The organism is Pedococcus sp. NPDC057267 (genome assembly GCF_042668795.1).
GTDB lineage: Bacteria > Actinomycetota > Actinomycetes > Actinomycetales > Dermatophilaceae > Pedococcus.
The window spans coordinates 1-21,632 of record NZ_JBHUYG010000077.1; the positions used below are offsets into that span (position 1 = coordinate 1).

At 72.8% G+C, this 21,632-nt stretch carries 22 protein-coding genes; 17 read left to right on the forward strand and 5 right to left on the reverse strand.

Annotation, left to right across the window (positions count from 1 at the left end; all coding sequences use genetic code 11):
- Positions 1–122: 122 nt before the first annotated feature.
- Positions 123–677 (reverse strand): GNAT family N-acetyltransferase, encoded by a 555-nt coding sequence (locus ACFUC1_RS15260; protein ID WP_379121240.1) that lies wholly within the window; start codon positions 675–677, stop codon positions 123–125.
- Between the two features lie 38 nt (positions 678–715).
- Here ACFUC1_RS15260 and pdxT point away from each other — a divergent pair, with 38 nt between their 5' ends.
- The 10 genes from pdxT to ACFUC1_RS15310 all read left to right on the forward strand — a co-directional run bounded on the left by pdxT (position 716) and on the right by ACFUC1_RS15310 (position 10,849).
- Complete coding sequence (gene pdxT / locus ACFUC1_RS15265; protein ID WP_379121242.1) at positions 716–1,324, forward strand: pyridoxal 5'-phosphate synthase glutaminase subunit PdxT; 609 nt, start codon at positions 716–718, stop codon at positions 1,322–1,324.
- Positions 1,321–2,079 (forward strand): YebC/PmpR family DNA-binding transcriptional regulator, encoded by a 759-nt coding sequence (locus ACFUC1_RS15270; protein ID WP_379121244.1) that lies wholly within the window; start codon positions 1,321–1,323, stop codon positions 2,077–2,079. The genes pdxT and ACFUC1_RS15270 overlap by 4 nt, the downstream gene beginning before the upstream one ends.
- 103 nt (positions 2,080–2,182) lie before the next feature.
- Positions 2,183–2,719 (forward strand): crossover junction endodeoxyribonuclease RuvC, encoded by a 537-nt coding sequence (gene ruvC, locus ACFUC1_RS15275; RefSeq protein ID WP_316008749.1) that lies wholly within the window; start codon positions 2,183–2,185, stop codon positions 2,717–2,719.
- On the forward strand, positions 2,716–3,333 hold the full coding sequence (gene ruvA / locus ACFUC1_RS15280; RefSeq protein ID WP_379121246.1) for a Holliday junction branch migration protein RuvA: 618 nt from the start codon (positions 2,716–2,718) through the stop codon (positions 3,331–3,333). The genes ruvC and ruvA overlap by 4 nt, the downstream gene beginning before the upstream one ends.
- 29 nt (positions 3,334–3,362) lie before the next feature.
- The gene (gene ruvB / locus ACFUC1_RS15285; RefSeq protein ID WP_379121277.1) at positions 3,363–4,439 is read left to right on the forward strand and encodes a Holliday junction branch migration DNA helicase RuvB; all 1,077 of its coding nucleotides are present in this window, start codon (positions 3,363–3,365) and stop codon (positions 4,437–4,439) included.
- Positions 4,440–4,594: 155 nt separating this feature from the next.
- Positions 4,595–4,930, forward strand: coding sequence for a preprotein translocase subunit YajC (yajC, locus tag ACFUC1_RS15290; protein ID WP_379121248.1), 336 nt, complete (start codon positions 4,595–4,597; stop codon positions 4,928–4,930).
- A 13-nt stretch (positions 4,931–4,943) separates the two neighbouring features.
- Complete coding sequence (gene secD / locus ACFUC1_RS15295; protein WP_379121250.1) at positions 4,944–6,743, forward strand: protein translocase subunit SecD; 1,800 nt, start codon at positions 4,944–4,946, stop codon at positions 6,741–6,743.
- Positions 6,740–7,918: a protein translocase subunit SecF gene (gene secF, locus ACFUC1_RS15300; RefSeq protein ID WP_379121252.1), complete on the forward strand. Its 1,179-nt coding sequence runs from the start codon at positions 6,740–6,742 to the stop codon at positions 7,916–7,918. The genes secD and secF overlap by 4 nt, the downstream gene beginning before the upstream one ends.
- 19 nt (positions 7,919–7,937) lie before the next feature.
- Complete coding sequence (locus ACFUC1_RS15305; RefSeq protein ID WP_379121254.1) at positions 7,938–8,489, forward strand: adenine phosphoribosyltransferase; 552 nt, start codon at positions 7,938–7,940, stop codon at positions 8,487–8,489.
- A 50-nt stretch (positions 8,490–8,539) separates the two neighbouring features.
- Positions 8,540–10,849: a RelA/SpoT family protein gene (locus ACFUC1_RS15310; RefSeq protein WP_379121256.1), complete on the forward strand. Its 2,310-nt coding sequence runs from the start codon at positions 8,540–8,542 to the stop codon at positions 10,847–10,849.
- 240 nt (positions 10,850–11,089) lie between these two features.
- On the opposite strand, the gene ACFUC1_RS15315 is transcribed toward ACFUC1_RS15310, so the two are convergent.
- The 3 genes from ACFUC1_RS15315 to ACFUC1_RS15325 are packed head-to-tail and all read right to left on the reverse strand — an operon-like array spanning position 11,090 to position 13,923.
- On the reverse strand, positions 11,090–11,716 hold the full coding sequence (locus ACFUC1_RS15315) for an FMN-binding negative transcriptional regulator (RefSeq protein ID WP_379121259.1): 627 nt from the start codon (positions 11,714–11,716) through the stop codon (positions 11,090–11,092).
- Positions 11,717–11,726: 10 nt separating this feature from the next.
- Complete coding sequence (locus ACFUC1_RS15320) at positions 11,727–13,097, reverse strand: DUF349 domain-containing protein (protein ID WP_379121261.1); 1,371 nt, start codon at positions 13,095–13,097, stop codon at positions 11,727–11,729.
- 1 nt (position 13,098) lies between these two features.
- On the reverse strand, positions 13,099–13,923 hold the full coding sequence (locus ACFUC1_RS15325) for a peptidylprolyl isomerase (RefSeq protein WP_379121262.1): 825 nt from the start codon (positions 13,921–13,923) through the stop codon (positions 13,099–13,101).
- Positions 13,924–13,967: 44 nt separating this feature from the next.
- Here ACFUC1_RS15325 and ACFUC1_RS15330 point away from each other — a divergent pair, with 44 nt between their 5' ends.
- The 3 genes from ACFUC1_RS15330 to ACFUC1_RS15340 are packed head-to-tail and all read left to right on the forward strand — an operon-like array spanning position 13,968 to position 17,302.
- Positions 13,968–14,663, forward strand: a complete 696-nt coding sequence (locus ACFUC1_RS15330; RefSeq protein ID WP_379121263.1) for an MBL fold metallo-hydrolase — start codon at positions 13,968–13,970, stop codon at positions 14,661–14,663.
- Position 14,664: 1 nt separating this feature from the next.
- Positions 14,665–16,050 (forward strand): histidine--tRNA ligase, encoded by a 1,386-nt coding sequence (gene hisS / locus ACFUC1_RS15335; RefSeq protein ID WP_379121265.1) that lies wholly within the window; start codon positions 14,665–14,667, stop codon positions 16,048–16,050.
- 4 nt (positions 16,051–16,054) lie between these two features.
- Positions 16,055–17,302: a 4-alpha-glucanotransferase gene (locus tag ACFUC1_RS15340; RefSeq protein WP_379121267.1), complete on the forward strand. Its 1,248-nt coding sequence runs from the start codon at positions 16,055–16,057 to the stop codon at positions 17,300–17,302.
- On the opposite strand, the gene ACFUC1_RS15345 is transcribed toward ACFUC1_RS15340, so the two are convergent.
- Positions 17,279–17,905: a hypothetical protein gene (locus ACFUC1_RS15345; protein ID WP_379121269.1), complete on the reverse strand. Its 627-nt coding sequence runs from the start codon at positions 17,903–17,905 to the stop codon at positions 17,279–17,281. The two genes, ACFUC1_RS15340 and ACFUC1_RS15345, sit on opposite strands and share 24 nt — an antisense overlap.
- On the opposite strand from ACFUC1_RS15345, the gene xerD reads away from it, so the two are divergent.
- The 4 genes from xerD to scpB all read left to right on the forward strand — a co-directional run bounded on the left by xerD (position 17,904) and on the right by scpB (position 21,512).
- Positions 17,904–18,854: a site-specific tyrosine recombinase XerD gene (gene xerD, locus ACFUC1_RS15350; protein ID WP_379121271.1), complete on the forward strand. Its 951-nt coding sequence runs from the start codon at positions 17,904–17,906 to the stop codon at positions 18,852–18,854. The two genes, ACFUC1_RS15345 and xerD, sit on opposite strands and share 2 nt — an antisense overlap.
- Before the next feature lie 75 nt (positions 18,855–18,929).
- The gene (locus tag ACFUC1_RS15355) at positions 18,930–19,937 is read left to right on the forward strand and encodes a ParA family protein (protein WP_379121280.1); all 1,008 of its coding nucleotides are present in this window, start codon (positions 18,930–18,932) and stop codon (positions 19,935–19,937) included.
- A 5-nt stretch (positions 19,938–19,942) separates the two neighbouring features.
- The gene (locus ACFUC1_RS15360) at positions 19,943–20,875 is read left to right on the forward strand and encodes a segregation and condensation protein A (protein WP_379121273.1); all 933 of its coding nucleotides are present in this window, start codon (positions 19,943–19,945) and stop codon (positions 20,873–20,875) included.
- The gene (gene scpB / locus ACFUC1_RS15365) at positions 20,868–21,512 is read left to right on the forward strand and encodes an SMC-Scp complex subunit ScpB (RefSeq protein ID WP_379121275.1); all 645 of its coding nucleotides are present in this window, start codon (positions 20,868–20,870) and stop codon (positions 21,510–21,512) included. Before ACFUC1_RS15360 ends, scpB begins: the two co-directional genes overlap by 8 nt.
- The last annotated feature ends 120 nt before the right edge of the window (positions 21,513–21,632 follow it).

Sequence of the window (21,632 nt, forward strand, 5' to 3'; positions counted from 1 at the left end):
CGCGGGGGGGGTGGGGGTGCCCTGGGTCGCCACCCAGGGCCACGCCCCCCCCCCGCCCCCCCGCGGGCCCGCGGGGGGGTGGGGCCCCGGGGCGGGGGCGCCCCCCCCGCCGCCCCCCCGCTCTAGGCCTCCTCCGGCAGGGCCATGAGCAGCACGGGCCGGTGGGTGTCGGGCAGCCACGACGGGCGCGCCTCGCCGACCACGCGCCACCCCGAGCGCTCGTAGAGCCGTACTGCGCGCTCGGTCTCCTGCACGACGTCGAGCACAGGCACCCGACCGCCGGCTCGGATGAAGGCGACGGAAGCCTCCAGCAGCGCCCGGCCCACGCCGAGCCCCGAGACCTCGTGGTCGACGAAGAGCACCGACACGGCGGCCAGGTCCTCCACCGGCCGTCCCGTCCCGGCGACCCAGCCGTCGACCTCGGGACCGTCACCGCCCACCTCGGTCACCGAGACGTGCCCCACCGGCACGTCGGCGCCGCGGAGGGTGGCCACCCACGCGCCGAGCTCGCCCTGGCGCTGTAGGAACGACTCGACCGGCCAGGGCAGCGGCCACCGCTGCGGGTAGCCCGTGTGCGGCTGCTGGGCCGCGAGCACGCGGGCGAGGGCGGGGAGGTCTTCGGGGGTGCGCGCGCGGATGCGCACGGAGCCGGGCTGCGGCACGTCGGGGAGGGGCACGGGGTCCAGCCTAGGAGGGCGGTCGTAGCATTCCCGCCGTGACCACGCAGCCCACGATCGGTGTCCTGGCCGTCCAGGGCGACGTCCGCGAGCACCTGCGCGCCCTCGAGGACGCCGGTGCCCGTGCCGTCCCCGTCCGGCGCACCGTCGAGCTCGAGGCGGTGGACGGCCTCGTGCTGCCCGGCGGCGAGTCCACGACGATGGACAAGCTCGTCCGCGCGTTCGACCTGTACGACCCGCTGCGCGCCCGCATCGCCGGCGGTATGCCGGCATACGGCTCCTGCGCGGGGATGATCATGCTCGCCGACCGCATCGCCGACGCCCGCCCCGACCAGCAGACCCTGGGGGGCATCGACATGACGGTGCGGCGCAACGCCTTCGGCCGCCAGGTCGACTCCTTCGAGGAGGACCTGCACATCCACGCGATCGGCGGTGCCCCCATGCGGGCGGTCTTCATCCGCGCTCCCTGGGTGGAGCAGGTCGGCGACGCCGTGGACGTGCTGGCCCACGTCGAGGAGGGTCCCGCCGCAGGTAGGATCGTCGCCGTTCGTCAGGGGGCCCTGCTGGCCACCTCCTTCCACCCGGAAGTGACCGGTGACCACCGGTTCCACCAGTTGTTCGTCGAGATCGTGAGAGGCAACGCATGAGCGGCCACAGCAAATGGGCCACCACGAAGCACAAGAAGGCTGCCATCGACGCCAAGCGCGGCAAGCTCTTCGCCAAGCTCATCAAGAACATCGAGGTCGCCGCGCGCCAGGGTGGTGACCCCGCGGGCAACCCGACGCTCTACGACGCCATCCAGAAGGCGAAGAAGTCCTCGGTCCCGAACAACAACATCGACAACGCGGTCAAGCGCGGCAGCGGCGCGACCGCCGGCGGCGCCGACTGGGAGAACATCACGTACGAGGGCTACGCCCCCGGCGGCGTGGCGGTGCTCATCGAGTGCCTCACCGACAACCGCAACCGTGCGGCCGCCGAGGTCCGGACCGCCCTGACCCGCAACGGCGGCCAGCTCGCCGACCCGGGCTCGGTCGCCTACGTCTTCGACCGCAAGGGCGTCGTCATCGTCCCCAAGACCGAGGGCCAGGGCGAGGACGACATCCTCGAGATCGTCCTGGACGCCGGCGCCGACGAGGTCAACGACAACGGCGACACCTGGGAGATCGTGAGCGAGGCGACCGACGTCGTCGCCGTGCGCACCGCGCTGCAGGAGGCGGGCGTGGAGTACGACTCCGCCGAGGCCTCGTGGGTCCCGAACCTGCAGGTGCCGCTCGACCTCGAGGGTGCCCGGAAGATGATCCGCGTCATCGAGGCGCTGGAGGACTCCGACGACGTGCAGGACGTCTTCGCCAACGGCGACATCCCGGACGACGTCCTGGCCCAGCTCGAGGACGAGGACTAGGACCCCGGACACCGGCGCCCGCCCCTCGCGTGTCACTGCGGGGGAGCGGGCGCCGTCGTGTGTAGCGTTCGACCGAACACCTGTTCGGACGGAAGGGACTGACGTGCGCGTGCTCGGTGTCGACCCCGGGCTCACCCGGTGCGGCCTCGGCGTCGTCGACGGGAGCCGCGGCGGACGCCTGTCCATGGTCGCCGTGGGCGTCGTGCGCACGCCGGGGGGCAGCGACACGGGGGAGCGGCTCGTCTACCTGCAGGACCAGCTCGACGCCTGGCTCGACCGGTTCGAGCCGGACGCCATCGCGCTCGAGCGCGTCTTCGCCGCCGACCACGTCCCGACCGTCATGACCACCGCCCAGGCGTCCGGCCTGGTGCTCCTGGCGGCGGCACGCCGAGGCCTGCCGCTCGTCACCCACACCCCCAGCGAGGTCAAGGCCGCCGTCACCGGCCAGGGCCGCGCCGACAAGGCACAGGTCACCACCATGGTCACGCGGATCCTCGCCCTCGAGGTCGCCCCCAAGCCGGCGGACGCCGCCGACGCCCTCGCCCTGGCGATCTGCCACCACTGGCGCGGCGCCGGGGACCGCCGGCTCGCCCTCGCCGCTGCGTCCGAGCGCGCCCGCCTCAAGGCGGTGTCGTCGTGATCGCCTCCGTCCGCGGGCCGGTGCTGCACGCCGGGCTCGACCGCGTCGTCGTCGAGGTCGGCGGGGTGGGGATGCTGCTGCACACCACTCCGGCCACGGCCGCCTCCGTCCACCGGGGGCAGGAGGCCACGCTCGCCACCACCCTCGTGGTGCGCGAGGACAGCCTCACGCTGTACGGCTTCGCGACCGACGACGAGCGCGACGTCTTCGAGCAGGTGCAGACCGTGTCCGGCGTCGGGCCCCGGCTGGCCCTGGCGATGCTGTCCGTCATGCCCCCCGACCGCCTGCGCGCCGCCATCGCCGGCGGCGACGTCGCCGCGCTCACCAAGGTCCCCGGCATCGGCAAGAAGGGCGCCGAGCGCATGGTGCTGGAGCTGCGCGACAAGATCGGCCTCCCGTCGGCGACCGCGGCCGCGGCCAGCGGACCCGTCGCCCCGGCCGTGGCGCCGTGGCGCGAGCAGGTCACCGAGGCCCTGACCGGGCTGGGCTGGACCGCAAGGCAGGCCGAGGACGCGGTCGCCCGGGTCGCTGATGGTGCCGAGGGCACGGCGCCCGGCGCCACTCCCGACGTCTCGGCGATGCTCCGCGCCGCGCTGCGCGAGCTGGGCCGGTGAGCGCGGTGGCCGACGGCTTCTCCTCCGAGATGTACGAGGACCGGTCGGTCGACGCGACCGCCCGCGTCGTCGACCCCGGCAGCGACGCCGACGAGCGCACCGTCGAGAACGCCCTGCGTCCCCGCCGGCTGAGCGAGTTCTCCGGGCAGTCGCGCGTGCGCGACCAGCTCTCGCTCGTGCTGGAGGCGGCGCGTCGCCGGGGGAGCGCGCCCGACCACGTCCTGCTCTCCGGGCCGCCGGGGCTCGGCAAGACGACCCTCGCCATGCTCATCGGCACCGAGCTCGAGCGGCCGATCCGCATCACCAGCGGGCCGGCGATCCAGCACGCCGGCGACCTCGCCGCCGTGCTGTCCTCCCTGTCCGAGGGTGAGGTGCTCTTCCTCGACGAGATCCACCGCATGTCCCGCTCGGCCGAGGAGATGCTCTACCTGGCCATGGAGGACTTCCGGGTCGACGTCGTGGTGGGGAAGGGCCCGGGGGCGACGGCCATCCCGCTCGAGCTGCCGCCGTTCACCGTCGTGGGGGCGACGACCCGCGCGGGCCTGCTGCCGGCCCCGCTGCGCGACCGCTTCGGCTTCACCGGCCACCTCGACTTCTACGCGACCGAGGACCTGGTGAGGATCCTGCACCGCTCGGCCCGCCTGCTCGACGTGAGCGCGGACGAGGCCGGCATCCTCGAGATCTCCCGGCGCTCCCGCGGCACGCCCCGCATCGCCAACCGGCTGCTGCGCCGAGTGCGCGACTGGGCCCAGGTGCACGGGCGGGACGTGGTCGACGAGGTAGCCGCACACGCGGCCCTGGCGCTGTTCGACGTCGACGACCGCGGCCTCGACCGGCTCGACCGGGCCGTGCTCGACGCCCTGTGCCGGCGCTTCGCCGGAGGTCCCGTGGGCCTGTCCACCCTGGCCGTGGCCGTGGGGGAGGAGGCTGACACGGTCGAGACCGTCGCCGAGCCCTTCCTCGTGCGCGAGGGGCTCGTGACGCGTACGCCCCGGGGCCGGGCCGCGACGGCGCTGGCCTGGGCGCACCTCGGCCTCACACCCCCCGCGGGAGCCGACGTGCAGGTGCCGTTGCCGCTCGAGGGCGAGGGCCGGTTCGGCGGCTGAAGCCGCCGTGGAGGTGCTTCCGGCACACCCCACGGGTAGGTCACGATTGGAACGCGACCCCCGCGGGCCACGTTGGTCGGTATGCCCGGTGTCACCTACACTCGGGCGGTCGCCCAGCCCGGCGCGTCCAAGCACCCTGCCCGAAGGACCTCTCCATGTCGAACGGCGGCTCGTCCGCGTCCAGCCTGCTCATCTTCCTCCTGCCGGTCGCGCTGATCGTCTTCATGGTGTTCAGCCAGCGGCGCCGCCAGCGGGAGACGCAGAACCTGCAGGCGGGGCTGTCCGTGGGCGACGAGGTCTCCACGACGTCCGGCCTGTTCGGCCGCATCACTGCGCTCGACGACACCGTCGTCACCCTCGAGGTCAGCCCGGGGGTCACCGTCCGCTTCGACCGGCGTGCGATCGGCACCAGGACGACCGCGCCCCCCACGGACGGCACCCCGTCCGCCGGGGGCACCTCGCCCACCGACGCGCCCAGCACCACCGACTAGGGGTAACCAGCCCGTGGCACTCAACCCGTACACCCGCAAGCCCCTGAAGGTCCTGGCCTGGCTGGCCGCGATCGCGGTGGGCCTCGGCGCGCTGCTGTTCAGCGCGAACACCTGGGGCACCGCCAGCTGGACGCCCAAGCTGGGACTGGACCTCGAGGGCGGCACCGAGATGGTGCTCCAGCCCAAGCTGGTCGGCAACCAGACGGTCTCCAGCGAGCAGCTCGACCAGGCCCGCGGGATCATCGTCCAGCGCATCGACTCCAACGGCGTCTCCGGCGCCGAGGTGACCACGCGCGGCAACGACATCGTCGTGTCCATGCCGGGTGAGCCCTCGCGGCAGGACGAGGACGCGATCCGCCGGTCCTCGCAGATGCAGTTCCGCGGCGTGCTGGTCTCCGGACCGGGCACCAACCAGCCGGCACCGACGGGCACCGGTACCGGCACCGCGACGGGCTCGCCGACCGGTACCGCCACCGGCACGGCCACCGCACCCGTCCCGACGGCGTCCGGCGCGGCCACCACGACGGCCAAGAGCGCCCTGCCCGGCTCGTTCCTGCAGGCCACCACCCCGCCACCCACGCCGTCGGCGACCACCGGCGCGGCGACCGCCACGACGGGGGCCGCGACCCCGACCGGCACCGCGACCACCGGCGCCACCCCGACGAACCCCAACGACCTGGCGTGGGTCACCCCCGAGCTGCAGCAGCAGTTCCAGGCGCTCGACTGCTCCAAGCCGGGCGTGCTCGACAACATCGTCAACGACCCGAAGAAGCCGCTGGTCACCTGCAGCGACGACGGCGTCGAGAAGTTCATCCTCGGCCCGGTCATCGTCGACGGGAACCAGATCGACAAGGCCGCCGCCGGCTACCGCCCGCTGTCCAACGGCCAGCCGTCGAGCACGGTCGAGATCCAGCTGTCGTTCAAGTCGGCCGGCGCCAAGGCCTACGGCGAGGCGAGCAAGCGCATGGTCGGCCTGGAGTCGCCGCGCAACCGCATGGCGGCCGTCCTCGACAACCGCTCGATCGTCGCCCCCTCCTTCAACGAGGCGATCCTCAACGGCCAGGCGAGCATCACCGGCAACTTCACCATCGAGAGCGCCCGTGCCCTGGCGAACCAGCTGAAGTTCGGCGCGCTGCCGATCTCGTTCACGCTGCAGACGCGTGAGCAGATCAGCCCGACCCTGGGCTCCGAGCAGCTCACCATGGGCCTGCTCGCCGGTCTCGTCGGCCTGCTCCTCGTCGCGGTCTACTCGCTGTTCCAGTACCGCGCGCTCGGCCTCGTCACCGTCGCGAGCATCGCGATCGCGGGGCTGCTGACCTACCTGCTCATCACGATCCTCGGCTGGTCGCAGAACTACCGGCTCGACATGGCCGGCGTGACCGGCCTGGTGGTGGCGATCGGCGTGACGGCCGACTCCTTCATCGTCTACTTCGAGCGGGTCCGTGACGAGGTCCGCGAGGGCCGGCCGCTGCGTGCGGCGGTCGAGACCGGGTGGCGGCGTGCCCGCCGGACCATCCTGGTCGCCGACGGCGTCAACTTCCTCGCGGCCGTGGTGCTGTACTTCCTGGCCTCCTCCGGGGTGCGCGGCTTCGCCTTCACCCTCGGCCTCACCACGCTGCTCGACGTCCTCGTCGTCTTCCTGTTCACCCACCCGGTGGTGGGGATCCTCGCCGAGACGAAGTTCTTCGGCGGCGGCCACAAGTGGTCCGGCCTCAGCCCCGAGCGCCTCGGTGCCAAGGTGACGCCGCGCTACGTGGGGCGGGGGCGGTTCGCCGCACCCGCCGCCACCGCGACCCAGGGGAGCGCCCGATGATCAACTTCGCCCGGTTCGGCAACGACCTCTACACCGGCAAGCGGTCGGTCCGGTTCATCGAGAACCGTCGCCGCTGGTACCTCGCCTCCGGCGTGGTCATGGTCATCGCGCTCGTCGGCCTGCTCGTCTTCCGGCTCAACCTGGGCCTGGAGTTCACCGGCGGCTCGGAGTTCCGGGTGGCTGCTTCGCCGGCCGGCATCTCCAACTACGAGACCCGGGCCAAGGACGCCGTCCGGTCCGTGAACTCGGCCCAGGACGCCAACGTCACCAAGCTCGGCAGCAGCACCGTCCGGGTGCAGACCGAGCAGCTGAACGACACCCAGTCGGCCAACGTCCGTGACGCCCTGGCCAAGGAGTTCAGCGTCCCCACCGACAAGGTGAGCGCGAGCTTCATCGGGCCGTCGTGGGGTGCCTCGCTGAGCGGCCAGGCGCTCCGGGCGCTCATCGTGTTCCTCGCGCTGACGATGCTCGTCATGGCGATCTACTTCCGCACCTGGAAGATGGCGCTGTCGGCCCTCGTCGCCCTGTTGCACGACATGGTCATCACGGTCGGCATCTACGCCCTCACCGGGTTCGAGGTGTCGCCGGCGACCATGATCGGTTTCCTCACCGTCCTCGGCTACTCGCTGTACGACACGGTCGTCGTGTTCGACAAGGTGCGCGAGAACACCGGGGAGGCGTTCGCCGGCAAGCGCGTCACGTACGCCCAGGCGGCGAACCTCGCCGTCAACCAGACGGTGGTCCGCTCGATCAACACCACGGTCGTCGCCCTGCTGCCGACCCTGGCGGTCCTCGTCGTCGGCTCCCTGACGATCGGGCCGGGCACCCTGCTCGACCTGTCGCTGGTGCTCTTCATCGGCATGGCCGTCGGCGCCTACTCCTCGATCTTCATCGCGACCCCGCTGCTCGTCACCCTGCGCGCCAAGGAGCCGGAGGTGCAGCAGCTCGAGAAGGCCGCCCTGCGCTACCAGCAGCGCCACGGCGCGCCGACCTCGCACGACGTCGCGCCCCACGCCCACGAGGCGCCGGAGCCGACGGACGGCGTCGAGGGCGAGGAGCCCGACCGCGAGGGCGTCCCGGCCGCCCCGCGCGCCGCGGTCGCCCGCGAGACGCACCGGTACGCCACCTCGGGTCCGCGCAACCAGCCGCGGCGCGCGCCCAAGTCGCGCCGCTGAGCCGGGACGGAGCCACCCGATGACGACCGACGAGTCCGTCACCACCCTCGCCGAGCGGGTCGACGGCGCCCTGCGGGACATCCCTGACTTCCCCGAGCCGGGGGTGGTGTTCAAGGACGTCACGCCGGTGCTCGCGGACGGTGCGCTGTTCGGGGACGTCGTGCGCGACATGGCGCAGCGGTATGCCGCGCGCGTCGACGTCGTCGCGGGCGTCGAGGCGCGCGGCTTCATCTTCGGGGCGGCCCTGGCCCACGAGCTCGGCCTCGGGTTCGTCCCGATCCGCAAGGCGGGCAAGCTGCCCGGCGCCACGGTGTCGTTGTCCTACGCGCTGGAGTACGGCAACGCGACCATCGAGGTCCACGAGGACGGCTTCGAGCCCGGTGCCCGGGTGCTCGTCGTCGACGACGTGCTGGCCACCGGCGGGACCGCCGAGGCCGCCTGCCGCCTCGTCGAGCAGGTCGGCGCCACGGTGGTGGCGTTCGAGACCCTCGTCGAGCTGACCTTCCTCGAGGGCCGCGAGCGGCTGGCCGGGCGTGAGGTCCACACGACGGTCGTCGTCACGGGGGACTGAGACGACCGGACCCGCGCCGGCGCCGTCGCCGGATCACGTAGGCTCTTGTCATGACTGAGGACGTCGTCACCGGGCCCGTGCCCACGGGTGCGTCCTCCGCGAGCCGGGTCCGCGCCCGGCTGGCGCGCTTCGGCGCCCGCGGGGCCCCGGCGAACCCCGTCCTCGAGCCGCTGCTGCAGACGGTCCGGGCCACCCACCCCAAGGCCGACCTCACCGTCATCCAGCGCGCGTACGTCGTCGCCGAGGAGGCCCACCGGGGCCAGAAGCGCAAGTCCGGCGACGCGTACATCACCCACCCCCTCGCGGTCACCACGATCCTCGCCGAGCTCGGCATGACCCCGGCCACGCTGGCCGCGGCGCTGCTGCACGACACGGTCGAGGACACGGCATACGGCCTCGACCAGCTCGAGAAGGACTTCGGCCACGAGGTCGCGATGCTCGTCGACGGCGTCACCAAGCTCGACAAGGTGACCTACGGCGACGCGGCCCAGGCCGAGACCGTCCGCAAGATGGTCGTCGCCATGGCCAAGGACATCCGCGTCCTGGTCATCAAGCTCGCCGACCGGCTGCACAACGCGCGCACGTGGCGGTACGTCTCGGTCGAGTCGGCGCAGCGCAAGGCGCGCGAGACGCTCGAGATCTACGCCCCGCTGGCCCACCGGCTCGGCATGAACACCATCAAGTGGGAGCTCGAGGACCTGTCGTTCGCGACCCTCTACCCCAAGGTGTACGACGAGATCGTCCGGCTGGTCGCCGAGCGCGCCCCCGCCCGCGAGGAGTTCCTGGCCGGGGTGCGTGAGCAGGTCAGCGCCGACCTCAAGGCCGCCAAGATCAAGGCGACGGTCACCGGCCGGCCCAAGCACTACTACTCCGTGTACCAGAAGATGATCGTGCGCGGCCGCGACTTCGAGGACATCTACGACCTCGTGGCGGTGCGCGTGCTCGTCGACTCGGTGCGCGACTGCTACGCGGCGCTGGGTGCGCTGCACGCGCGGTGGAACCCCCTGCCCGGGCGGTTCAAGGACTACATCGCCATGCCGAAGTTCAACATGTACCAGTCGCTGCACACGACGGTGATCGGGCCCGAGGGCAAGCCGGTCGAGATCCAGATCCGCACCCACACCATGCACCGCCGCGCCGAGTACGGCGTCGCCGCGCACTGGAAGTACAAGGAGGACGCGACCGCCTCGGCCGCGGCCACCAAGGACGGCGAGACCGGCCCGATCAGCGACATGGCGTGGCTGCGCCAGCTGCTCGACTGGCAGAAGGAGACCTCCGACCCGGGGGAGTTCCTCGACTCGCTGCGGTTCGAGATCAACGCCCGCGAGGTCTACGTCTTCACGCCCAAGGGCGAGGTCGTGGCGCTGCCGGCCGGCTCGACGCCGGTCGACTTCGCCTACGCCGTCCACACCGAGGTCGGCCACCACTGCATCGGCGGCCGGGTCAACGGCCGGCTCGTACCGCTGGAGTCCACCCTCGAGAACGGCGACGTGGTCGAGGTGCTCACCTCGAAGGCCGACGGCGCCGGCCCGTCGCGGGACTGGCTGACGTTCGTCAAGAGCCCGCGCGCCCGCAACAAGATCAAGCAGTGGTTCTCCAAGGAGCGGCGCGAGGAGGCCATCGAGAACGGCAAGGACGCGATCGCCAAGGCGATGCGCAAGGAGGGCCTGCCGCTGCAGCGCCTGCTCACCGTGGAGACCCTCACCGGGCTCGCGTCCGAGCTGCGCTACCAGGACATCGACGCCCTATATGCCGCGGTGGGCGAGGGGCACGTGTCCGCCCAGCACGTCGTGGGCCGGCTCGTCGCCTCGCTCGGCGGCGAGGAGGGTGCCTCGGAGGACCTCGCCGAGGCCACCACGCCGACGCGCTCCATGCGCCGCCGCTCGGGCGACCCGGGCGTGGTCGTGGTCGGGACGGCGGACGTGTGGGTCAAGCTCGCGCGCTGCTGCACCCCGGTGCCGGGCGACCCCATCATGGGCTTCATCACCCGGGGCAACGGCGTCTCGGTGCACCGTACCGACTGCACCAACGCCGAGTCGCTGCTGTCGCAGCCCGACCGGATGATCGAGGTCGAGTGGGCGCCGTCGTCGGCGTCGGTCTTCCTCGTCCAACTCCAGGTCGAGGCACTCGACCGCAACCGGCTGCTGTCCGACGTGACGCGGGTGCTGTCGGACCAGCACGTCAACATCCTGTCGGCGTCCGTGCAGACCTCACGCGACCGGGTGGCGATCAGCAAGTTCACCTTCGAGATGGGCGACCCGAGCCACCTCGAGCACGTGATGAAGGCCGTCCGGAAGATCGACGGCGTGTTCGACGTCTACCGGATCACCGGCACCAAGGCGACGGCCGCCAAGGCCTGACCGCGCCACCGCGCGCCGCCCTACGGCATACGGCCTGCCACCCACCCCCCGCGCAAAACGGCAGTTGCGTGCGTGAAACGGCGGTCCAGAACTGCCGTTTCACGTCAGCAACTGCCGTGTCGTCAGGGGCGCAGGCTGAGCAGGGCTGCCGGATAGACGAGGGTGGTGACGGTCAGCTGGAAGCCGGCGTGCAGGCCCGCGGCCCCGAGCAGAGCGGCAGCCGCTGTGTCGACCACCTCGTCAGCCGTCCAGGTCGGACTGCATGAGGTCGGCCACCTGCGTGGCCCCGGGGGTGCCCTCGGCCCGGAGGCCCTCGACGACCCCCGCCCGGTCCTGCTCGGAGCGGTTCTGGCTCAGCTTGGCCTTCGCCTCGACCCGCTCCACCACCAGCTCGACCGCCACGATGCCCCGCAGCTGCCCGTCGACGTACGCCTCGGGCGCGTCGGAGACCGCCCAGGGGCGCGCCCGGGCGTGCTCGTGCTCCTCGGTCAGGGCGGTGACGAGGTCGCGCAGGCATCCCACGTCGTCGTGCACCCGCACTCGCCCGGTGAGGTGCACCGTCGTGTAGTTCCACGTCGGGACCACCCGCCCGTGCTCGGCCTTCGAGGCGTACCAGCCCGGCGACACGTAGGCCTGAGGACCCTCGACGACGAGCAGCCCGGGGGAGTCCGTCCCGATCTGCCGCCAGTGCGGGTTGGCCCGCGCCAGGTGCCCCAGGACCCGGTCGCCGCGCCACAGCACCGGCAGCAGCGTCGCCACCGGGTAGCCGTCCGCGCCGACCGTCACGAGCTCGCCCGCGCCGGCCCGCGCGACCATCAGGCGGGCGGCGTCCTCGTCGTCGACCCGGTTGAACGCCGGCGCGTACACGGGACCCCGGTCAGCCGGAGAACTCGTCGAGGTTGCCGCGGGCCTGGGCCAGCCACTGCTCCTGCGCCTCGAGCTTGGCCTGCGCGTCCTTGACCTTGCGCTCGTTGCCGGACGCCTGGGCCTTCTCCAGGTCCGCCCGGAGCGACGCCACGGAGGCCTCGAGCTGGTCGACCATGCTCTGGGCGCGTGCGGCGACCTCGGGGTTGGTCTGGTTCCAGCGCTTGTCGTCGGCGTCGCGCACGGCCTGCTCGACGCGGCGCATGCCCTTCTCCATCCGGTCCACGTCGGCTCGGGGGACCCGGCCCGCGGCGTCCCACTTGTCCTGGACGGCCCGCAGCGCGGCCTTGGCGGCGTCGAGGTCGGTGACGGGCAGGATCGCCTCGGCCTCCTTGAGCAGCTCCTCCTTGACCGCCAGGTTGGCGCGGTACTCCTCGTCCTCCTGCGCGGCGACCGCGTCCTTGGCGGCGAAGAACGCGTCCTGGGCGGCCTTGAACCGCTCCCACAGGGCGTCGTCGTCGGCGCGGGAGGCCCGTCCGGCCTGGCGCCAGCGGTCCATGAGCCGCTTGTACGCCCCGGCGGTGGAGCCCCAGTCGGTGCTCGTGGTCATGGCCTCGGCCTCGGCGACGAGGGCCTCCTTGGCGGCCTTGGCCTCGGCCTGGCTGCCCTCGAGCTGGGCGAAGTGCACGCGGCGGGCCTTGTCGAAGCTGTTCCGGGCGGCGGAGAACCGCTGCCACAGGGCGCCCTCGGTCTCGCGGTCGAGGCGGGCGCCGGAGCGCTGGTGCTTCTTCCACTCCTCGAGGAGCTCGCGCATCCGTGCCCCGCTGGCCTTCCACTGCACCTTGCTCTCGGGCTGGGCGGCGATCTTCTCGGCCTCGGCGACGATCGCCTCGCGCTCGGTCGCGGCGGCGGCGCGGGCGGCGGACCGCTCGGCGGCCTCGGTCTCGCGACGCGCGGTGACGGCGTGCTCGATCTCGGCGATCTTGGCGTCCAGCGCTGCGAGGTCGCCGACGACGTTCGCCTCGGCGCAGTGCTCGCGCAGCTTGGCCAGACCCTCGGCGCCGTCCTTGCCCGACAGGTCGGTCGTGGTCACCCGCTGGTGCAGCAGGTCGGCCGAGGCGTAGAGCTCGTCGTACTTGCGCGCGAAGTAGTGCAGCGCCTCCTCGGGCGTGGCACCCGGGTAGGCGCCGACCTCACGCTCCCCGTCAGGCGTCCGCACGAACACCGTCCCGTCCTCGGCGACGCGCCCGAACGACTCGGCCGGCGGGCCGCTCGGTGCCGCGGGGGTCAGGGCGGGGGCAGGCGGGTGGGCGACCTTGCGCACGGCCGCGGGCGAGGGCGGGCCCGGCTTCGGCGGGGTGGGCTTGGGCGTCTGCTCGGTCACGTCAGGCCTTCTTCTCGGTCACAGCAACCTTGAGGATGCTGATGGGTGCGTTGGGGGCGCCGTCACCGGTGCCGCCCGCCGCACCTGCTGCGGCGATCTTCTCGACAATATCCATTCCGGACGTGACCGTGCCGAAGACGGAGTAGCCGGCGGGGACGCTGCTGAGGTCGGTGTCCTTGTAGACGATGAAGAACTGGTCGGCATTCGAGTTGGGGTCGTTGGTGCGCGCCATGGCCAGGGTGCCCTTCGGGTACTTGCCGTCCTTGGGCGTGTTCTCGAGCCCGAACGAGTAGCCGGGGCCGGAGCCGGTGCCGCCGAGCGGGTCGCCGCACTGCAGGACGTAGATGCCCGAGGTGGTCACGCGGTGGCAGGGGGAGTCGGCGAAGTAGCCGTCCTTGGCGAGGGAGACGAACGAGGCCACCGTCTGGGGTGCCTTGGACCCGTCGAGCTGGAAGGTGATGGTGCCGCAGTTGGTCGTGACCACCGCCGTGTAGGTCTTGCCGGCCGCGGTCTTCTTGTCCGGCAGCTTCTCCTTCTTGATGCTGGTGGGCGCCTTCGGGGGAGGCGTGCAGCCCGGGACCGCGGCGGTGGTGGCCGAGGCCGACGGCGCCGAGGAGGACGAGGAGGGCGCAGCGGCCGGCGTCGTGGGCTTGTCCCCGGACAGCTTCCCGGCCAGCAGGACGAAGGCCGCGACGACGACGAGGACGGCGGCCACCACCCACGCGACCTGGCGGTTGCGGGCGGCCTCGCGTTCCCGTGCGGCGATCTTGGCGTCCAACTTCTCGGCCCGTCGGCGTGCGCGGGCCCGCTCCTGCTCTCTGGTCACGCGCGTCAGTCTAGGCAGGAGGCCCTCTGGCTAGGCTGCAGGCCGTGCTCACGTTCGCCTTCCCCGGCAGGGTCATCGACGCCAACTGCTACGTCCTCGCCACCGGGCCGGGCGAGGAGTGCCTCGTCGTCGACCCCGGCATCGGCATCGAGGACACCCTGCGCGAGGTCCTGCGCGAGCACCGCCTGCGCCCGGCCGCGGTGCTCCTGACCCACGGCCACCTCGACCACGTCTACTCGGTGACGCCGGTGTGCGGCGGCGACACGGCGGCATACGTCCACAGCGACGACCGCTACCGGCTGGAGGACCCGCTCGCGCACATCAGCGCGCCCCTCCTCGCCATGGTGGAGCAGCAGTTCGGCGCGCGCGCCACGTGGCGCGAGCCCGAGCGGGTCGTCGAGGTGACCGGCGGGCAGACGCTCGAGCTGGCCGGGCTCACGGTCGACGTCGTCCACGCGCCGGGCCACACCGAGGGCTCCGTGCTGTTCGGTGTGCCGACGGTGCCGGACGGCGTGGCCGACCAGGTGGACGTCCGCTCGACCGTCCTGACCGGTGACGTGCTCTTCGCGGGGTCGATCGGGCGCACCGACCTGCCCGGCGGCAGCGACGCCGCCATGCAGCGCTCCCTGCGCGAGGTCGTGCTGCCGCTGCCCGACACCGCGCTCGTCCTCCCCGGCCACGGACCCGCGACCACGATGGACCGCGAGCGGGCGACCAACCCCTATCTGCAAGGCTTGTGACGTGAAGATCTCCCCGATCAGCGGATTCCCCGAGTACCTCCCGGCCCAGCGCATCGTCGAGCAGCACTTCCTCGACGTCATCCGCGAGACCTTCGAGCTGCACGGGTTCCCCTCGATCGAGACCCGCGCGGTCGAGCCCGTCGAGCGGCTCCTCGGCAAGGGTGGCGACACCGACAAGGAGATCTACGGCATCCGCCGGCTGGCCAACGCCGAGGACCCTGCCGCGGTCGCCGACGCCGAGCTCGGGCTGCACTTCGACCTCACCGTCCCGTTCGCGCGCTACGTGCTCGAGAACGCCGGGCACCTCGCGTTCCCGTTCCGCCGCCACCAGATCCAGAAGGTGTGGCGGGGCGAGCGGCCGCAGGAGGGGCGCTACCGCGAGTTCACCCAGGCCGACATCGACGTGGTCGACGTCGGCGAGCTGGCGCCGCACTTCGAGGCCGAGATGCCGCTCGTCGTGGCCGAGGTGTTCCGCAGGCTGCCGATCGGGCGCATGGTCATCCAGGTCAACAACCGCAAGATCCCCGAGGGCTTCTACCGCGGAATCGGGATAGGCGCGGACGACGTCACCGAGATCCAGCAGACCCTGCGCATCGTCGACAAGCTCGACAAGATCGGCCCCACCAAGGTCAGGGAGGCCCTCGTCGAGGCGGGTCGCACGCCCGTGCAGGCCGACCAGTGCCTCGCGCTGGCGTCGATCCGCACCGAGGACCTGTCCTTCGTCGAGCGGGTGCGTGACCTCGGGGTGGAGCACCCCACGCTCGACGAGGGCCTCGAGGCGCTGGCGGCCGTGATCCGCACGGGCATGCAGAACGCGCCGGGCGCGCTGGTGGCCGAGCTGAAGATCGCCCGCGGGCTCGACTACTACACCGGCACCGTCTACGAGACGCAGCTCGAGGGCTACGAGTCGTGGGGCTCGTTCTGCTCCGGCGGCCGGTACGACTCGCTCGCCTCGGACGGGAAGACGACCTACCCCGGCGTCGGCATCTCGATCGGCGTCTCGCGTCTCTTGGGCCTGCTGCTGTCGCAGGGGCTCGTCACGGCGACGCGGTCCACGCCTGCCGCCGTGCTCGTCGCCGTCACCGACGAGGAGTCCCGCGGCGCCTCCCAGGCCGTGGCCACCGCGCTGCGGGCGCGGGGCATCGCCTGCGAGGTCGCGCCCAAGCCCGCGAAGTTCGGCAAGCAGATCCGGTATGCCGAGCGGCGCGGGATCCCGTTCGTCTGGTTCCCGGGGGCGGCCGACGGCGGTGGCGACCAGGTGAAGGACATCCGTTCGGGGACCCAGGTCGACGCCGACGCCGCGGCGTGGAACCCTCCTGCGGAGGACCTGCACCCGCGCGTCCTGCGCACCGCCGACGCGGGCGCCGAGGACCGACCCCAGGAGTAGCCGAATGACGGCCAGCCCGGTCACCGACCCGCGGTCCAGCGGCGTCCAGTGCCACGTCACCTCGCTGCCGGGCGGCCGCCTCGGCGACGAGGCGCGCCGGTTCGTCGACTGGCTCGCCGACGCTGGGCAGACGCTCTGGCAGGTGCTGCCGGTCTCGGTGCCCGACCGGTACGGCTCGCCGTACAAGTCGCCGTCCGCGTTCGCCGCCTCGCCGGCGCTGCTCGAGCACCCCGACGCGCCCGTCGACCCCGACGAGGCACGTGCCTTCGCCGAGCAGCAGGCGTACTGGATGCGCTCGTGGACCGACTACGGCGGCGACCTCGACGACCAGGTCCGGTTCGGCCGGGAGTGGACCGCGCTGCGGGCCTATGCCGCCGAGCGCGGGGTGCGCCTCATGGGTGACGTGCCGATCTACGTGGCGCCGGACGGTGCCGACGAGCGCGCCTGGCCGGAGTTCTTCCGCACCGACGCCGTGGCGGGCGTGCCGCCGGACGCGTATGCCGCGACCGGCCAGCTGTGGGGCAACCCGCTGTACCGCTGGGACGTGCTGCGCGAGGACGGGTACCGGTGGTGGGTCGAGCGGATGCGCCGCACCTTCGCGCTGTTCGACGTCGTGCGCGTCGACCACTTCCGCGGCTTCGCGGCCTACTGGGCGGTGCCGGCAGGCGCGGAGACGGCGCTGGGCGGCCGCTGGGAGCCCGGCCCGGGGCGTGAGGTCTTCGACGCCGCCACGGCCGAGCTCGGGACGCTGCCGGTCCTGGCGGAGGACCTCGGCGACATCGACCAGCCCGTCGTCGACCTGCGCCGGGCGCTCGGCTACCCGGGGATGGCGGTGCTGCAGTTCGCGTTCGAGCCGGCGTACGCCGACAACGTCCACGACCCTGAGCGGCTCGGCACCAACCAGGTCGTCTACACCGGCACCCACGACAACGACACGGTCTGCGGCTGGTGGGCCGCCCTGCCCGAGGAGCGCCGTCGGATGGCGCGGGACGCGTGCCGGCAGGCGGGGACCCACGCCGGGATCGACGAGGAGCCGTCGTGGGCGCTGATCGAGCTGGCGCTCGCGGCGCCCTGCGGGCTCGCCGTCATGCAGGCCCAGGACGTCCTGTCGCTCGGGTCCGAGGCACGGATGAACGCCCCCGGCATCGAGGGCGGCTGGCGCTGGCGGATGGAGCCCGGCGCCCTGACCCCGGACCTCGCGCGCCGGCTGCGCGACCTCACCGAGGCGTCAGGCCGCCTGCCCACCCGCTGAGGGGGGCGGCCGCAGGCCGCTGTCCTCGAGCTCGAGCAGCGCCAGCGCGCGGATGGTCGCCTCCTCGCCGCGCCGCCACGCGCCGGTCGGGTCGTCGGAGATCGCGGCGATCTTGCGCATCGGCTGGGTCGCCATCGCCCGGAGCGCGAACAGGTCGAGGTCGGCGGCGCTGTCGATGAACCGCTGGGCGGCGCTCGCCCGGCGCACGAAGCGCCCGCGCAGGAGCGCCCAGGCGAGGCCCACCACGAGGATCGGGACGAGCGCGGTCACCCACCCGAGGATGTTCGCCAGCTGCGTCACCGCGTCGACCAGGTCCGAGCCGGCCTGCTCGATCGTCGTCCCCGCCCCGCTCGCCTGCCGGAAGGGCGCGGCGATCCGGTCGCCGACCAGCGGCACGTCGCGCACCGTGTCGCCGGCGCTGGTCATCTGCTGGCGGAAACCGCTGCCGGCGCTCTGCAGCCGGCGGCCCGGGGCCGCGAGCTCCATCGTCGAGTCGTGGACGAACCGCCCCACCCAGGCCCAGGTGCACACCCAGGCGAAGATGCCCACGTCGGCGAGGATCTGCGCCGTGCGGCGGCCGGGCAGGTCTGCGTAGAGCTTCATGCCGCCTACACTCCCATCCGTGCCACCTCCCAGCGCGCTCGAACGGGCCGTGCGGGGCTGGCTGGACCACCTCGAGGTGGAGCGTGGCGCGAGCCCGCACACGCTCTCGTCCTACCGGCGCGACCTGGCCCGCTGGACGGCATACCTGCAGGCCAGGGGGGTCGCGGAGCCCGGGGACGTGCGCGAGGGGCACGTCACCGACTTCCTCGCCTCGCTGCGCGAGGGGAGCGAGGGGCACCCGCCGCTGGCGGCGTCGTCGGCCGCCCGCACGCTGGTCGCGGTCCGTGGCTTCCACCGGTTCCTGGCGCTCGAGGGCGACGTCGCGACCGACCCGACGGCCGCCGTCAGCCCGCCGACGCCGCCCGCCCGGCTGCCCAAGGCCATCACGGTCGAGGAGGTCGAGCGGCTGCTCGCCGCCGCCGGCGTGGGTGACACCCCCGTGGCGCTGCGCGACCGGGCCCTGCTCGAGGTGCTGTACGGCGCCGGCGCGCGCATCAGCGAGGCCGTCGGGCTCGACGTCGACGACATCGACACCGACGAGGGCGTCGTCCGGCTGTTCGGCAAGGGGCGCAAGGAGCGCATCGTCCCCCTCGGCTCGTATGCCGCGCAGGCGCTGGAGGCGTACCTCGTCCGCGGGCGGCCGGCGCTGGCGACGCAGGGGAGGGGGACCGCTGCCGCGTTCCTCAACCAGCGGGGCAACCGCCTCTCGCGGCAGTCGGCGTGGGCGGTGATCCGCGCCGCCGCCGAGCGGGCCGACCTCTCCGGGCACCTGTCGCCGCACACCCTGCGCCACTCGTTCGCGACGCACCTGCTCGACGGCGGGGCGGACGTGCGGGTCGTGCAGGAGCTGCTGGGCCACGCCTCGGTCACCACGACCCAGATCTACACGCTCGTCACGGTGCAACGGCTGCGCGAGGTCTACGCCCAGGCGCACCCGCGCGCCCGGTGACCCCGCCCGACGCGACGGTGGCCCGTCGGCGCCGTGACCACGGTTCGCGGCATACCCGCTGATAGGGTCGGGGCGATCAGCGAGAGGCTGACCGACGAACGCAACCTCACCGGGAGTGAAACGCCTGTGGACCCTGAGGCGACCACGACGCACCACCAGCCGTCGCCGTCACCCGAGGCGGCCCCCCACACCTCCCCGTCGGCCGACGGCCGGCTCCCCGGCATCGAGGCCGCGGCCGCGGGCCAGATCGGCCCCACCGGCCGCCCGATGCCCGACTTCCCCGAGCCTCCGGAGCTCGACGGACACGGCCCGGCCCGCATCATCGCCATGTGCAACCAGAAGGGTGGCGTCGGCAAGACGACCACCACGATCAACCTCGGAGCAGCCCTCGCCGAGGTCGGGCGCCGGGTGCTGCTCGTCGACTTCGACCCGCAGGGGGCGCTGTCCGTCGGCCTCGGCGTGCGCGCCAACGAGCTCGACGTGACGATCTACAACCTGCTCATCGAGCGCGGCCACGACGTGCGCGAGGTCATCCAGGAGACGGCGACCGAGAACCTCGACGTCATCCCGGCGAACATCGACCTGTCGGCCGCCGAGGTCCAGCTCGTCGGCGAGGTGGCGCGCGAGCAGATCCTGGCCCGGGTGCTCCGCCCGGTCATGGACGACTACGACGTCATCCTCATCGACTGCCAGCCCTCGCTCGGCCTGCTGACCGTCAACGCCCTCACCGCCGCCCACGGCGTGGTGATCCCGCTCGAGTGCGAGTTCTTCGCCATGCGCGGCGTCGCCCTGCTCGTGGAGACGATCGACAAGATCACCGACCGGCTCAACCCCCGCCTGCAGGTCGACGGCATCCTCGCGACGATGTTCGACTCGCGGACCCTGCACTCCAAGGAGGTCGTGCGCAGCGTCGTCGACCACTTCGGCGACCAGGTGTTCCACACGGTCATCAGCCGCACCGTGAAGTTCCCCGACGCCACCCTGGCGGCCGAGCCGATCACGTCCTACGCCTCCACCCACGGCGCGGCCGCGGCCTACCGCCAGCTCGCCCGCGAGCTCATCGCTCGGGGCGGTGCGGCCTGACCGCGGTGACCCAGGAGCCGGTGGCGGCGGCCGAGGAGCAGGCCCCCACCCCTGAGCAGGACCAGATCACGCCGGGAGGCGTCATCACCCGGCGGGGCGCCGTCACGCCGTTCGAGGTGCACCTCGACGTGTTCTCCGGCCCGTTCGACCTGCTGCTCGGCCTGATCAGCAAGCACAAGCTCGACATCACCGAGATCGCGCTGGCGAAGGTGACCGACGAGTTCATCGCCCACATCAAGGCGGCTCGCGAGGCCGACCGGGACTGGGACCTGTCGCAGGCCTCGGAGTTCCTGCTCATCGCCGCGACGCTGCTCGACCTCAAGGCCTCGCGGCTGCTGCCGCAGACCGGCCCGCAGGACGAGGAGGACCTCGCGCTCATCGAGGCGCGGGACCTGCTGTTCGCCCGGCTGCTGCAGTACCGCGCGTTCAAGGACATCGCCTTCACCTTCGCCGACCGGATGGCGACCGCCGGGCGGATGACGCCGCGCCAGGCCGGGCTCGAGCCGCAGTTCGCCAAGCTCCTGCCCGAGCTGGTCATGGGCATCACGCCCGAGCAGCTCGCGATGATCGCGGCCAAGGCGATGACGCCGAAGGTGGCGCCGTCGGTGGGCCTGGACCACCTGCACGCGCCGCAGGTCAGCGTGCGGGAGCAGGCAGGCATCATCGGCAGCCGGCTGCGGTCGGAGCGGGTGTGCTCGTTCCGCGCGCTGGTCGCCGACGCCGACAGCACGCTGGTCATCGTGGCGCGCTTCCTCGCGCTGCTCGAGCTGTTCCGCGAGGCCGCGATCGCCTTCGAGCAGGCCGAGGCCCTGGGGGAGCTGACGGTGCGCTGGACCGGCACCGACGAGGGGGACATCGACGTGAGCGACGAGTTCGACGAGGGCGACGCCGACGAGCGGCCCGACCAGACGACGCAGGAGAGCGCCGAGCATGAGTGAGCAGCAGCCCGAGCCTGCCGTCGAGCAGCCGGTGGCCCAGGAGCCGGTGGTCGAGGAGCAGATCGCCTTCGACGTCAACGACTTCCCGGGCGGTGCGCGGTCGGCGATCGAGGCCGTCCTCATGGTCGTCGACGAGCCCGTCACCGAGGTCGCCCTGGCCTCCGCGCTCGAGCTGCCCGTCGACGACGTGCGCGAGCACCTCCACGGCCTCGAGCGCGAGTATGCCGATCAGCAGCGCGGGTTCACCCTGCGCAGCGTGGCGGGTGGCTGGCGCGTGTACAGCCGCAGCGACTACGCGCCGGTCGTCGAGAAGTTCCTGCTCGACGGCCAGCAGGCCAAGCTGACCCAGGCCTCGCTCGAGACGCTGGCCGTCATCGCCTACCGGCAGCCGATCTCCCGCTCCCGCGTCAGCGCCGTCCGTGGCGTGAACGTCGACGGCGTCGTACGCACTCTGCTCAACCGGGGCCTCATCGAGGAGCTCAGCGCCGAGGGCGACTCCGGCGCCGTCCTCTACGGCACCACCGACTACTTCCTTCAGCGCCTCGGCCTCGGCTCGATCGACGAGCTCCCGGCCCTGGCTCCCTACCTCCCGGAGGTCGACGTGCTCGACGAGATCGCAGAGCAGGGTCGCGCATGACCCCGCCGAAGAACCGTGGCGCCGCCGGTGGCGGCCGCCCCCAGCGCCCCTCGCGAGGGGGGTCCAGCGCCGGCGGCGGCCGGCCCGGCTCCGGCGGCGGCCGGGCCGGTGCTCCGGGGG

Excerpts from the sequence above, each read along its gene's own strand:
- ACFUC1_RS15270 (WP_379121244.1), top strand. The coding sequence starts at position 1,321 with ATGAGCGGCCACAGCAAATGGGCCACCACGAAGCACAAGAAGGCTGCC.
- ruvB (WP_379121277.1), top strand. The coding sequence starts at position 3,363 with ATGTACGAGGACCGGTCGGTCGACGCGACCGCCCGCGTCGTCGACCCC.
- yajC (WP_379121248.1), top strand. The coding sequence starts at position 4,595 with ATGTCGAACGGCGGCTCGTCCGCGTCCAGCCTGCTCATCTTCCTCCTG.
- secF (WP_379121252.1), top strand. The coding sequence starts at position 6,740 with ATGATCAACTTCGCCCGGTTCGGCAACGACCTCTACACCGGCAAGCGG.
- ACFUC1_RS15305 (WP_379121254.1), top strand. The coding sequence starts at position 7,938 with ATGACGACCGACGAGTCCGTCACCACCCTCGCCGAGCGGGTCGACGGC.
- ACFUC1_RS15310 (WP_379121256.1), top strand. The coding sequence starts at position 8,540 with ATGACTGAGGACGTCGTCACCGGGCCCGTGCCCACGGGTGCGTCCTCC.
- ACFUC1_RS15340 (WP_379121267.1), top strand. The coding sequence starts at position 16,055 with ATGACGGCCAGCCCGGTCACCGACCCGCGGTCCAGCGGCGTCCAGTGC.
- xerD (WP_379121271.1), top strand. The coding sequence starts at position 17,904 with ATGCCGCCTACACTCCCATCCGTGCCACCTCCCAGCGCGCTCGAACGG.
- ACFUC1_RS15345 (WP_379121269.1), bottom strand. The coding sequence starts at position 17,905 with ATGAAGCTCTACGCAGACCTGCCCGGCCGCCGCACGGCGCAGATCCTC.
- scpB (WP_379121275.1), top strand. The coding sequence starts at position 20,868 with ATGAGTGAGCAGCAGCCCGAGCCTGCCGTCGAGCAGCCGGTGGCCCAG.